This is a genomic window from Bradyrhizobium sp. Leaf396, assembly GCF_001424605.1.
GTDB classification, from domain to species: Bacteria; Pseudomonadota; Alphaproteobacteria; order Rhizobiales; family Xanthobacteraceae; genus Bradyrhizobium; species Bradyrhizobium japonicum_C.
This window is the reverse complement of record NZ_LMQJ01000034.1, coordinates 168,342-179,866: the sequence shown is the minus strand read 5'-3', so window position 1 is coordinate 179,866 and position 11,525 is coordinate 168,342. Positions and strand designations below refer to the sequence as shown.

The 11,525-nt window shown below is 66.1% G+C and carries 11 protein-coding genes; 9 read left to right on the top strand and 2 right to left on the bottom strand.

What is annotated here, in order from left to right; genetic code table 11:
• The first annotated feature begins 99 nt into the window (after window positions 1–99).
• The 8 genes from ASG57_RS25585 (at window position 100) to ASG57_RS25550 (ending at window position 6,924) form a co-directional block, all read left to right on the top strand.
• The gene (locus tag ASG57_RS25585; RefSeq protein ID WP_057198027.1) at window positions 100–1,113 is read left to right on the top strand and encodes an ABC transporter permease; all 1,014 of its coding nucleotides are present in this window, start codon (window positions 100–102) and stop codon (window positions 1,111–1,113) included.
• 9 nt (window positions 1,114–1,122) lie between these two features.
• Window positions 1,123–2,022 carry an ABC transporter permease gene (locus tag ASG57_RS25580; protein ID WP_057198025.1) on the top strand — a complete coding sequence of 300 codons (900 nt, stop codon included), beginning with the start codon at window positions 1,123–1,125 and terminating at the stop codon, window positions 2,020–2,022.
• 94 nt (window positions 2,023–2,116) lie between these two features.
• Window positions 2,117–3,883, top strand: a complete 1,767-nt coding sequence (locus ASG57_RS25575; protein ID WP_057198024.1) for a dipeptide ABC transporter ATP-binding protein — start codon at window positions 2,117–2,119, stop codon at window positions 3,881–3,883.
• A gap of 15 nt (window positions 3,884–3,898) precedes the next feature.
• Entirely contained in the window at window positions 3,899–4,078 is a 180-nt protein-coding gene (locus tag ASG57_RS25570; RefSeq protein ID WP_057198223.1) for a DUF4089 domain-containing protein, read from the top strand.
• 7 nt (window positions 4,079–4,085) lie between these two features.
• Window positions 4,086–5,480 carry an AtzE family amidohydrolase gene (locus tag ASG57_RS25565; RefSeq protein WP_057198022.1) on the top strand — a complete coding sequence of 465 codons (1,395 nt, stop codon included), beginning with the start codon at window positions 4,086–4,088 and terminating at the stop codon, window positions 5,478–5,480.
• Window positions 5,481–5,492: 12 nt separating this feature from the next.
• Window positions 5,493–5,888, top strand: a complete 396-nt coding sequence (hpxZ, locus tag ASG57_RS25560) for an oxalurate catabolism protein HpxZ (RefSeq protein WP_024337050.1) — start codon at window positions 5,493–5,495, stop codon at window positions 5,886–5,888.
• On the top strand, window positions 5,885–6,607 hold the full coding sequence (locus ASG57_RS25555) for a GntR family transcriptional regulator (protein ID WP_057198020.1): 723 nt from the start codon (window positions 5,885–5,887) through the stop codon (window positions 6,605–6,607). The genes hpxZ and ASG57_RS25555 overlap by 4 nt, the downstream gene beginning before the upstream one ends.
• Window positions 6,608–6,708: 101 nt before the next feature.
• Window positions 6,709–6,924, top strand: coding sequence for a hypothetical protein (locus tag ASG57_RS25550; protein WP_029673845.1), 216 nt, complete (start codon window positions 6,709–6,711; stop codon window positions 6,922–6,924).
• 15 nt (window positions 6,925–6,939) lie between these two features.
• On the opposite strand, the gene atzF is transcribed toward ASG57_RS25550, so the two are convergent.
• Window positions 6,940–8,745 (bottom strand): allophanate hydrolase, encoded by a 1,806-nt coding sequence (gene atzF / locus ASG57_RS25545; protein WP_057198019.1) that lies wholly within the window; start codon window positions 8,743–8,745, stop codon window positions 6,940–6,942.
• Window positions 8,746–8,927: 182 nt separating this feature from the next.
• Window positions 8,928–9,434: a MarR family winged helix-turn-helix transcriptional regulator gene (locus ASG57_RS25540; protein ID WP_057198017.1), complete on the bottom strand. Its 507-nt coding sequence runs from the start codon at window positions 9,432–9,434 to the stop codon at window positions 8,928–8,930.
• A 148-nt stretch (window positions 9,435–9,582) separates the two neighbouring features.
• On the opposite strand from ASG57_RS25540, the gene ASG57_RS25535 reads away from it, so the two are divergent.
• On the top strand, window positions 9,583–11,436 hold the full coding sequence (locus ASG57_RS25535; protein ID WP_057198015.1) for a feruloyl-CoA synthase: 1,854 nt from the start codon (window positions 9,583–9,585) through the stop codon (window positions 11,434–11,436).
• The last annotated feature ends 89 nt before the right edge of the window (window positions 11,437–11,525 follow it).

Below are 11,525 nucleotides of genomic sequence, written 5' to 3'. Positions count from 1 at the left end.
GGAGCCACCCCCCTCCCTAGCCCTCCCCCACAAGGGGGGAGGGAACGCAGCGGCGCACGGAGCGCGATCTCGTTTCAAAGCAAAGCGCGAGACGCCCTCATGCTGACCATGATCGCCAAGCGCCTGATGTTCGCGATACCCTCGCTGATCGGCGTCGTCATCGTCACCTTCCTGCTGACGCGGGCGCTGCCCGGTGACCCCGCCGCCTATTTCGCCGGTCCCGCCGCAACGAAGGAAGCCGTCGAGCAGATCCGCAAGAAACTCGGCCTCGACAAGCCGCTGATCGAGCAGTTCTTCCGCTACACCAATGATCTCGCGCACGGCGATTTCGGCAACTCGCTCACCACGGGACAACCGGTCGCGGCCGAGATCCGCAACCGCCTGCCGGCCTCTGCTGAACTCACGCTGCTCGGCCTGTTCGTCTCGGTCGCGATCGCGATCCCGCTCGGCGTGCTCGCCGCGACGCGGCCGGGGTCATGGATCGATCATCTCTGCCGTGTCACGACCACGGCCGGCGTGTCGCTGCCGGTGTTCTTCACCGGCCTCGTGCTGGTCTATGTGTTCTACTTCCGCCTCGGCTGGTCGCCGGCGCCGCTCGGGCGCCTCGACGTGTTCTACAGCGCGCCGCCGACCGTCACCGGCTTCTATCTGATCGACACTCTGGTCGCGCGCGATGTCGAGGCGTTTCGCTCCGCGCTGAGCCAGCTCATCCTGCCTGCAACCACGCTCGCGATCTTCTCCCTGGCGCCGATCGCGCGCATGACGCGCGCCTCGATGCTGGCGGTGCTGGCTTCGGAGTTCGTGCGCACCGCCCGCGCCAGCGGCCTGTCGCCATCGACCGTCATCGTCACCTACGCCTTCCGCAATGCGATGCTGCCCGTGATCACCACGCTCAGCATGGTGTTCTCGTTCCTGCTCGGCGCCAATGTGCTGGTCGAGAAGGTGTTCGCCTGGCCTGGCATCGGCTCCTACGCCGTCGAAGCGTTGATCTCGTCGGATTTCGCGCCGGTGCAGGGCTTCGTGCTGACCATGGCCGTCATGTACGTGCTGCTCAATCTCGTGATCGACATTCTCTACGGCGTGATTGATCCGCGTGTGCGACTGGAAGGGTAGGGGGATTCGATGAGCACCGTTTCGCCTGCCGTTGAACCTGTCGGTCCCGCGCGGACCTCGGGATGGGTCGCGATCCTCGATCAGACCCGCTACGTGCTGAGCGAGAACAAGGTCACCGGCTTTGCCTTCGCGCTACTGGTCCTGATCCTCGCCGCCGCGATCCTCGGCCCCTACGTGGTCCCCTACGATCCGCTCGCCTCCGACACCGCCGCCGCCTTGAAGCCGCCATCGGCGGCGCATTGGTTCGGCACCGATCAGCTTGGGCGCGACATTTTCAGCCGCGTCATCGTCGCGACACGCCTCGATCTCTTCATCGCGGTCGCCTCGGTCGCGCTGGTGTTCCTGATGGGGGGCCTCGCCGGCATCGCGGCCGGCTATTTCGGCGGCTGGACCGATCGCATCGTCGGCCGCATCGCCGATACCATCATGGCCTTCCCGCTGTTCGTGCTGGCGATGGGCATCGTCGCGGCGCTCGGCAACACCGTGCAGAACATCATCCTTGCCACCGCGATCGTGAATTTTCCGCTCTATGCCCGCGTCGCGCGCGCCGAGGCCAATGTCCGCCGCAACGCCGGCTTCGTGCAGGCCGCGCGGCTGTCCGGCAACGGCGAATTCCGCATCCTCCTGGTGCACATCCTCCCGAACATCATGCCGATCATGATCGTGCAGATGTCGCTGACCATGGGCTACGCCATCCTCAACGCCGCGGGCCTGTCCTTCATCGGCCTTGGCGTGCGTCCGCCGACTGCCGAATGGGGTATCATGGTCGCCGAAGGCGCCGGCTTCATGGTCTCAGGCGAATGGTGGATCGCGCTGTTTCCGGGCCTTGCCCTGATGATCGCCGTGTTCTGCTTCAACCTTCTCGGCGACGGCCTGCGCGACATCGTCGACCCGCAGCGGAGGACGTGATGGCAAACGCCTGTCGCAAATTCTCCAACGATTTCAGTCGCGCCTCTACTGTGCATGGGGTTGTTTTCGAACTCTCGAGCGACGGGAGGCGTTCATGACCGCCCCGCCTCTGCTCGACGTCCAGGATCTCACGGTCGAGTTCAGCACCCGCCGCGGCATCGTCAAGGCGGTGCAGCACGTCAACATTTCCGTCGCCAAGGGCGAGACGCTGGCCATCGTCGGCGAGTCCGGCTCCGGCAAGTCGGTGACGTCCTATGCAGTGATGCGCATCCTCGACCGCGCCGGGCGGATCGCCGAGGGCTCGGTGATGTTTTCGGGCATCGACGTCAAGGCGGCGACCGAAGACCAGATGCGTGACCTGCGCGGGCGCGAAGTCTCGATGATCTTCCAGAACCCGCGCGCCGCGCTCAATCCGATCCGGAAGGTCGGCGACCAGATCGAGGATGTGCTGCGCACCCATGTGCAGCAGGCGATGGTTTCCGATCGCGGCGAGAAGGCCATCGAGGCGCTGGAGCAGGTCAAGATAGCCCGTCCGCGCGAGCGCTACCACGCCTATCCGTTCGAGCTTTCGGGGGGCATGTGCCAGCGCGTCGTCATCGCGCTCGCGCTCGCCTGCAATCCGCAGCTGCTGATCGCCGACGAGCCGACCACCGGCCTCGACGTCACCACCCAGAAGGCGGTGATGGACCTGATCGTCGAGCTGACCAAGCGACGTGCGATGTCGACAATCCTGATCACCCACGACCTGGGCCTCGCCGCCGCCTATTGCGACCGCGTCGTGGTGATGGAGAAGGGCCGCGTGGTCGAGACCGCCAAGGCCGTCGACATCTTTGCCAACCCGCAGCACCCCTACACCAGGAAGCTGATGCGTGCGACGCCGCGGCTCGGCGTGTCCTTGCGAGACTTGCTGCCGGAGGAGGAGGGCGTAGCGGCGCAATCTCCGTCTGTCATGGCCGGGCCCGAACCGGCCATCGATCGAACTTCGAAAGACGCCTCTCCCTCGATGGGGGGTGACGAGAGTGCAAGGCCCCTCCTCTTCGTCGACAAGCTCGTGAAGGAATACCCCCGCCAGGGCGCGACCGCCGTACTGGGCAAATTGTTCAGCCGCAGGCCGCCGGTCGAGCCTGACGTGTTCCGCGCCGTCGACGGCATCTCCTTTGCCGTCGGCCATGGCGAGAGCGTCGGCCTGGTCGGCGAATCCGGCTGCGGCAAATCGACGACGTCGATGATGGTGATGCGGCTCCTGGACCAGACCTCCGGCCTGATCCAGTTCGACGGCGAGGACATATCCGCCATCGCACCATCGGCCTTTGCCCGGATGCCGCAGCGCAGCCGCATCCAGATGGTGTTCCAGGACCCCACCGACAGCCTCAACCCCCGCTTCACCGCCGCGCGCGCAATTGCCGATCCCATTATGCAGCTCGGCGACATCAAGGGCCGCGACGCGCTGCGAGCGCGCTGCGAGGAACTGGCCACCATGGTCGGCCTGCCGCACAATCTGCTCGACCGCTTCCCGCATCAATTGTCGGGCGGCCAGAAGGCCCGCGTCGGCATCGCCCGCGCCATCGCGCTGCATCCAAAACTCGTCATCCTGGACGAGCCGACCGCAGCGCTCGACGTCTCGGTACAGGCCGTGGTGCTCAATCTGCTCCAGGACCTGAAGCAGCGCCTAGGTATGAGCTATCTGTTCGTCTCGCATGATTTGAATGTGGTGCGCTTGTTGTGCGATCGTGTCATTGTGATGCGGACGGGACGGATCGTCGAGGAGGGCTCTTCCGAGCAGGTGCTCAGCGATCCCAAGGACGATTACACCAAGGAGCTGCTGACGGCGATCCCGCATCCGCCGTTGCCGGTGCACTGATTGCTTGAGAGCGTGATGGCCGAACCCCTGGACGACTATATCGACGCCGTATCGAAAGCTCTGGCGCTTCCGATCGAGGAGGCCTGGCGGCCTTCGGTGCGCGCCAATCTCGACGTCTCGCTGCGGCTCGCCCGCCTCGTCGACGAATTCGCGCTGCCGGACGAGACCGAGCCGGCACCGATCTTCACGGCCTGATGCTGCCATGACCACAAAGCCGGAAATGACAGCCTCCGAGATCGCCAGCGCGGTTGCCGGCGGCAAGATGTCGGCGCTCGACGCCACCGAAGCCGCGCTTGCGCGCATCAAGCAGCATGATGGTGTCCTTAATTCCTTCACCGACGTCACTGCCGATCGCGCCCGCGCGAAGGCCCGCGCGATCGATGCCGACCTGGCTGCCGGCAAGGAAGTCGGCCCGCTTGCCGGCGTGCCGTTCGCGGTGAAGAACCTGTTCGACGTCGCTGGTCTGCCGACGAGGGCCGGCTCCAAGATCAACCGCGACCTCGCGCCCGCCAAGCGCGATGCCACGCTGATCGAGCGCATGGAAGCGGCCGGCGCTGTTCTCGTCGGCGCCCTCAACATGGGCGAATATGCCTACGACTTCACCGGCGAGAACATCCACGACGGGCCCTCGCGCAACCCGCACGACACGACGCGGATGAGCGGCGGCTCCTCCGGCGGTTCGGGCAGCGCCGTCGGTGGCGCGCTGGTGCCGATCGCGCTCGGATCGGACACCAACGGCTCGATCCGCGTGCCGTCCTCCTTCTGCGGCATCTTTGGCCTGAAGCCGACCTATGGCCGGCTGTCGCGGGCGCGCTCGTTCCCGTTCGTGGCGAGCCTCGATCATCTCGGCCCGTTCGCGCGCTCGGCCGCCGATCTCGCGCTCGCCTATGATGCGATGCAAGGGCCGGACGCGGAGGACAGCGCCTGCACGACGCGCGGCCTCGAGCCGACGCTGCCTTTGATCGCCAATCCCATCTCGGACTTGCGCATTGCCATCGCCGGCGGCCACTTCCAGAAGAACGTGTTTCCGGAAGCGGTGGAGGCGATCGGCCGCGTTGCCAAGGCGCTTGGCGCAACGCAGGTGGTCGATATCCCGGAAGCTTCGCGTGCCCGCGCGGCGGCCTATGTCATCACCACGACCGAAGGTGCTTCGCTGCATCTCGATCGCCTCCGCAAGCGTCCGAACGATTTCGATCCGGCGGTACGTGACCGGCTGATCGCGGGCGCCATGGTGCCCGCCCCAATGGTCGATCGCGCGCAAAAGTTTCGCCGCTGGTATCGCGCGCAGCTTGCCGAGATCTTCAAGTCCGTCGACGTGCTGCTTGCGCCGGCGACGCCCTGCACCGCGCCGAAGCTCGGCCAGGTCAATTTCAATCTCGACGGCGTCGAGCTGCCGGTGCGTGCCAATATCGGCATCCACACGCAGCCGATCTCGTTCGTCGGCCTCCCTGTCGTCGCCGTGCCGGTGCCGCTCGAGCCGCTGCCGATCGGCGTGCAGATCATCGCCGCGCCCTGGCGAGAGGACATCGCGTTGCGCGTCGCCCACACGCTGGAAAAGATGGGCGTAGCCGCCGCGCCCGCGCCGAGGGGACTTTGAGAGGATTTTGAGATGGAGATTGATCTCCCCGACGTGATCGCGGAAGTCAAAGCCGCGTTCGAACGCTATGAGCAGGCCCTCGTCAGCAACGACGTCGCTGTGCTCGGTGAGCTCTTCCGCAACGATCCCCGCACGCTGCGCTATGGCATCGGCGAGAACCTTTATGGCTACGAGGCGATCTCAGGCTTCCGCGCCGCCCGCTCCCCCGTCGGGCTGAATCGGCGCACCGCAAAGACCGTCATCAGCAGCTATGGCCGCGACACGGCCGTGGCCTCCACCCTGTTCTATCGCGACACGGCGCCCGGCAAGGTCGGCCGGCAGATGCAGACCTGGATACGCTTTCCGGAAGGATGGCGCGTCGTCGCCGCCCATGTCAGCATGATCGACGAGCCGAAAGAGACCGCATGACGCTTGATGATCTTCCGCGGGGAACACTACCGTCGGAGCCGGTAGTGCCGCGCGTCGACCGGGCGTTGCCGTCGCTGCAGAAGGTCACGCGCGCCGAGGAACTGCGCCTGCAGCTTGCCGACGAGATCGTGCGGGGAACGCTGGCGCCGGGCGCGCCGCTGGACGAGACCGACATCGCACGCCGCTTCAACGTCTCGCGCACGCCGGTGCGCGAGGCGCTGCGCCAGCTGGTGGCGAGCGGGCTGGTCGAGGCGCGGCCCCATCGCGGCGCGGTGGTGGCGCGGCCATCCATCGCGCGGCTCAAGAGCATGTTCGAGGCGATGGCCGAGCTCGAGGCATTGTGCGCAGGCCTTGCCGCCGAACGCATGTCGGCGGCCGAGCGCCACGGCCTGGAAGCCATCCACGAGGAGCTGCGGGTGCTGAGCTACGCCGGCAATCCCGATCGCTTCCACGAGGTCAACGAACGCTTCCACAACGCGATCTATGCGGGATCGCAGAACGGCTACATCGCCGAGATCACGTTGGCGACACGCGTGCGCGTGCAGCCGTTCCGCCGCGCCCAATTTCGCAATCTCGGTCGATTGGCGAAATCGCAGGCCGAGCACGACCGCGTCGTCGTCGCCATCATGCGCGGCGACAAGCAGGGTGCGGCCGCCGCGATGCGCGCGCATATCGAACTGGTGCGCGGCGAGTATGAGATCTACGCCGTTTCGGTTTGATTGTTATGCGTTCACCAGGAGGTGAAGGAGCGAGGTCTCCCGTCGGGAACCCGGCTTTGCGGCGATCGTTTGCTCCCATCGATCCGATGAGGAGAAGCATCATGGCGTCGTCCGAGAAAGATCCCCGGCATCACACCCAGAAAATGAAGCAACGTCTGCAGGAGACCGTGACGCATCTGCGCGAAGACATCCGCAAGGTCGACGAGCCGCAGCTCACTGCCATGTTCGAGACGTCGGCCGAGGTGCTGTCGGGCCTCGTCAAGGCATTCGACGATTACGAGAAGAAGAACGAAGCCGCCTGGCGCAAATCGGCGTGAGATCGCAACTGTCGTCTACGCCGTCGCGGCTTCCGCCATATAGGCGCGCCAGCCGCCGTAAGCGGTGATTTCGCGGGCGTCGCCCAGCGCTTCGGGCTCGACGAGAAACCCCTTCACCGGGCGCCCATCCGCAAGGCGCACCGTGCCGATCGCCATCGGTGCGGGGATCGCGCTGACGAACCTGCCGAAGGCGGACGGCGACAGCGACCAGATCTCCAGCTCGATGGCGGCGCCCTTGCCGGCTGCGACGCGCAGCATGCCCGGTTTTGGCGGTGTGGTCTTGAGTGCGTAGAGCTTGTAGTCGGGGGCCGTCTTCGTCGCCTCGATCAGGCGTCCGTTCAGTGCGGTCAATTCGCCGTTGAGCGCCATGCCGGACAGATGCGCGCCGACGACTGCGATCGGTATGTCGTCGCCGGTGCTGGTGGCGAGCGCTGCGAGCGGGGGCTGCGCCGTACCCTTTGCGCCGATGGTCAGCTTCGTATCGGCATGGAACACGCGGCCGATGCTCGCCAGCATCGCATCGCGTCCTGCGGGCGCGAGCAGCGTGACGCCGAACGGGATGCCGTCCGCGCGCATCGCCGCCGGCACCGCGAGGCCGCAGAGGTCGAGCAGGTTGACGAAATTGGTGTAGGTGCCGAGCCGGCTGTTGAGCTCGATCGGATTGGCCAGGACCTGCGCGGTCGTATAGGCCGTCGGCGCGGTCGGCAGCACCAGCGCGTCGATGCCTGCAAACGTCCGCTCGGCGATCTTGCGCAAGCCTTGCAGGCGGTATAGCGCGGAAAAGGTCTCCGCCGCGGTCAGTCGCGCGCCGGCCGCGGTGATCTCGCGCGTCACGGGATGGATGGCATCGGGCGCGGAGGCGAGCAGATCCTTGATCACGAGATAGCGCTCCGCGACCCACGGTCCCTCATAGAGCAGCCGCGCGGTCTCGTAGAACGGCTCGAGGTCGAATTCGACCAGCGTGGCGCCAAGCGCAGTGCATCGCTTCAGCGCATCGGCGTAAGCGGCTTCCGATTCCTTGTCGCCGAAGAAGATCAGCTGTCCGTTGCGCGGCACGCCCAGACGCAAGCTCGCAGGCAACGGCGTGAGGGCACCGAGCGGCCGGTCGCGCGAGAACGGATCCGCCGGGTCAGGTCCGGCCATCACCGACAGCGCGAGGGCAGCGTCGTCCACCGTCAGTGCGAACACCGAGATGCAGTCGAGCGTGCGGCAGGCCGGCACCAGGCCCGCATTGGAGATCATGCCGAGGCTCGGCTTCAGCCCGACGATGTTGTTGAGCATTGCCGGCACGCGGCCCGAGCCGGCGGTGTCGGTGCCGAGCGAAAGCGGCACGAGCCCGGCGCCGACGGCGACTGCGGAGCCCGAGCTCGAGCCGCCGGGAACGAGATCGTCACGGATCGGGTTTCTCGGGATGCCGTAGGGTGAGCGCACCCCGACAAGCCCGGTCGCGAACTGGTCGAGATTGGTCTTGCCGATGATGATGGCGCCGGCGGCACGCAGGCGCGCCACGGCGGTCGAGTCGCGTGCCGGCGAGTAGGAGAAGGCCGGGCAGGCCGCTGTGGTCGGAAAGCCCAGCGCGTCGATATTGTCCTTCACCGCGACCGGCACGCCGTAGAGCGGCAGACGCGCAGCATCCGCCGTGGCCAGTCTCTCGGCGTCCGCGATCGCGTCCTTCTCGTCGCGCAGGCTGATGAAGATTGCTGGGTCGCCGTGGTCGCGGATGCGCTGATAGGTCCGCGCTACCGTCTCTGCCGGCGTCCGCGTCCCCGCGCGATGCGCGGCCACAATCGCGGCAATCGTTTCAGGCTGCTCAGCCCCCATGGCGACAAAACTCCGGCAATCTGTCCTCGCCCGAGGGAAGCAAGCGATGTGCCATTGTGTACAGGATCAACGACGGCCGCGCGATCCCAAAACTGTAGTTTTCCGAGTAGCTTGCGTCTCGCTTGGAGAGCGCGCGTCAACCCGCGGCCATGCGCATCTGCTTAAATTATGAGCAGATTGGGTCAGGTAAAGTCGGCGAGGATCCTGAGCAGGTGTTGTCGGTTCTCCCGGCCGATCTTCGCCTCGACGTGGCGCTCGTGCTCGGCCGCGAGCCGCTTGAACTTCGCCAGCGCGGTCTCGCCCTGCGCGGTGAGGTGCAAGGCGTGGGAGCGCCGGTTCGTCTTCGACTTGATCCGCTTCACCAGCTTCCGCTGTTCGAGGCTGTCGAGCAGATGCACCAGTCGGGCGCGCTCGATGCCGAGCCGCTTTGCCACGGCCATCTGCGACAGTCCTGGATTGGCGCCGATGATCGTCAGCACCGAATATTGCGTCGGCCGGATGTCCACCTCGCCGAGCGTCTTGATGAAGTCCTGGAAGATCCAGATCTGGAAGCGCCGCACCGCATAGCCGGCGTGGCCGGCCAGCGCGTCGAGGCCGACGCCGTCGGCGGCATCGCGAGCCGCCGCACCATTGCCGGCACGCTTGCGAGGGGAAGGGCGATTGTCCGCCCGGGCTACGCTGGCTGTCACGTCGGTGTCTCCTGTCGCGCGATGCTAACGCCTCGTGGTCCCGAGAGAAAGATTGTTGTTGACGACAACAATTGCCGTGCCCAACATTATGGAAAGCGGCCCGAACGAGGCTGCGGCCGGACCCGTATCCGGGCGGAGGAGGAAACACATGACGGTCGTCCCAGACGGTGACGTTGCAGGCCTGTTCGCAACACCAAGGACCGTTGCAGAGCATCGCGCCGACGGCAGTATCGTGCTGCGCTCGCCCGAGCCACTGCGCGCGATCGCGCGTTGCATCGGCGACTGGCTGGAGCAGTGGGCGCGGCAAACGCCGGATACGATCTTCCTGGCCGAACGTGGCGGTGTCGAGGCGCCCTGGACCACCGTCACCTACGCGCAGGCGCTGCGGCAGGTGCGCGCGGCGGCGTCGTGGATGCTGGCGCAGGGCCTCAGCGCCGAACGCCCGCTCGTGATCCTCTCCGACAACAGTATCGACCACGCGTTGCTCGCGCTTGCCGCCCAGCACGTGGGCGTTCCCTCGGCCGCGATCTCGCCCGCCTATTCGCTGATGTCGAAAGACTTCGACAAGCTCAAGAGCATGATCGCATTGCTCGAGCCGGGCGCGATCTATGTTTCCGCAACCAAGCCTTTCGCAGCGGCGCTGGCCGCGATCAGGCCGCTGCACACGGCCCAGATCATCAGCGGCCATGACAAGGACGCCGATTCGCTGCCCTTCCGCACCATTGTGGAATCGCCAGAGACGTCCGAGGTCGCAAAGGCCCTTGCCGCGGTGACGCCGGACACGATCGCAAAGTTCCTGTTCACCTCGGGTTCGACCGGCACGCCCAAGGCGGTCATCAACACCCAGCGCATGCTGACCTCCAGCCAGCAGGCCAAGGCGCAGACCTGGACCTTCCTCGAAGAGAGCCGCGGCAATCTCGTCATTCTCGACTGGCTGCCCTGGAGTCACACCTTCGGCGCCAACCACAATTTCAATCTCGTGCTGCGCAACGGCGGCTCACTCTATATCGACGGCGGCAAGCCTGCTCCTGGCCTGTTCGCGATGTCACTCGCCAATCTGAAGAGCGTGATGCCGACGGTCTATTTCAACGTGCCGCGCGGCTTCGACATGCTGATCGCCTCGCTGCGAAGCGACGAGGAATTGCGCCGCCGCTTCTTCGGCGAGGTGAAATTCGCCTTCTATGCCGGCGCGGCGCTGCCGCAAAATCTCTGGGATGCTCTTGAGCAGCTTTCCATCGAGACCGTCGGCCGTGCGTTGCCGATGGTTTCGGCCTGGGGCTCGACGGAGACCTCGCCGCTCGCGACGGACTGCCATTTCCTGGCCGAGCGTTCCGGCAATATCGGCGTGCCGATTCCCGGCACCGAGCTGAAGCTGGTCACCTCCGGCGACAAGCTGGAGGTGCGGGTGCGCGGTCCCAACGTCACGCCTGGCTATTGGAAGGCGCCGGAGTTGACGAAGCAGGCGTTCGATGACGAAGGCTTTTATCTCATCGGCGATGCCGTGAAACTTGCCGATAGCGCGCGGCCCGAGCGCGGCCTGTTCTTCGACGGCCGCGTCGCGGAGGACTTCAAGCTCAATTCGGGCACCTGGGTCAGCGTCGGCACGCTGCGCATCGCAGGCATCGCCGCGCTGGCGCCGCTGGCGCAGGACATTGTGGTGTCCGGCCACGGCGGCGACGAGGTGCGCTTTCTGGTGTTTCCGAATATCGCGGCGTGCCGCGCCCATGCCGGGCTGCCGGAGACGGCTGATGTGAGTGACGTACTGGCGCATGACCGGGTCAGGGATGCAGTCGCGCAAGGCCTGGCGAAACTGCAGCAGCGGGGCCCCAACTCCTCCGGCCACGCCACGCGCGCTCTGTTGCTCGCCGAGCCGCCATCCGTCGATGGCGGCGAGATCACCGACAAAGGCTATATCAACCAGCGCGCCGTGCTGACGCGGCGCGCCGATGCGGTGGTGCGGTTGAATGACGACGCATCGGGCGAGTGGATCGGCTGCAGCTAAGTCACTTCGGGCAAAGCTCCTTCCACGCCGTCATTGCGAGGGGCTCCTGCGACGAAGCAGATTCGTCCCCGCGGAAGGATTCTGGATTG

Bases quoted from the DNA above. Each gene is read 5' to 3' on its own strand.
- ASG57_RS25585 (WP_057198027.1), top strand. From the start codon at position 100: ATGCTGACCATGATCGCCAAGCGCCTGATGTTCGCGATACCCTCGCTG.
- ASG57_RS25580 (WP_057198025.1), top strand. From the start codon at position 1,123: ATGAGCACCGTTTCGCCTGCCGTTGAACCTGTCGGTCCCGCGCGGACC.
- ASG57_RS25575 (WP_057198024.1), top strand. From the start codon at position 2,117: ATGACCGCCCCGCCTCTGCTCGACGTCCAGGATCTCACGGTCGAGTTC.
- ASG57_RS25570 (WP_057198223.1), top strand. From the start codon at position 3,899: ATGGCCGAACCCCTGGACGACTATATCGACGCCGTATCGAAAGCTCTG.
- ASG57_RS25565 (WP_057198022.1), top strand. From the start codon at position 4,086: ATGACCACAAAGCCGGAAATGACAGCCTCCGAGATCGCCAGCGCGGTT.
- hpxZ (WP_024337050.1), top strand. From the start codon at position 5,493: ATGGAGATTGATCTCCCCGACGTGATCGCGGAAGTCAAAGCCGCGTTC.
- ASG57_RS25555 (WP_057198020.1), top strand. From the start codon at position 5,885: ATGACGCTTGATGATCTTCCGCGGGGAACACTACCGTCGGAGCCGGTA.
- ASG57_RS25550 (WP_029673845.1), top strand. From the start codon at position 6,709: ATGGCGTCGTCCGAGAAAGATCCCCGGCATCACACCCAGAAAATGAAG.
- atzF (WP_057198019.1), bottom strand. From the start codon at position 8,745: ATGGGGGCTGAGCAGCCTGAAACGATTGCCGCGATTGTGGCCGCGCAT.
- ASG57_RS25535 (WP_057198015.1), top strand. From the start codon at position 9,583: ATGACGGTCGTCCCAGACGGTGACGTTGCAGGCCTGTTCGCAACACCA.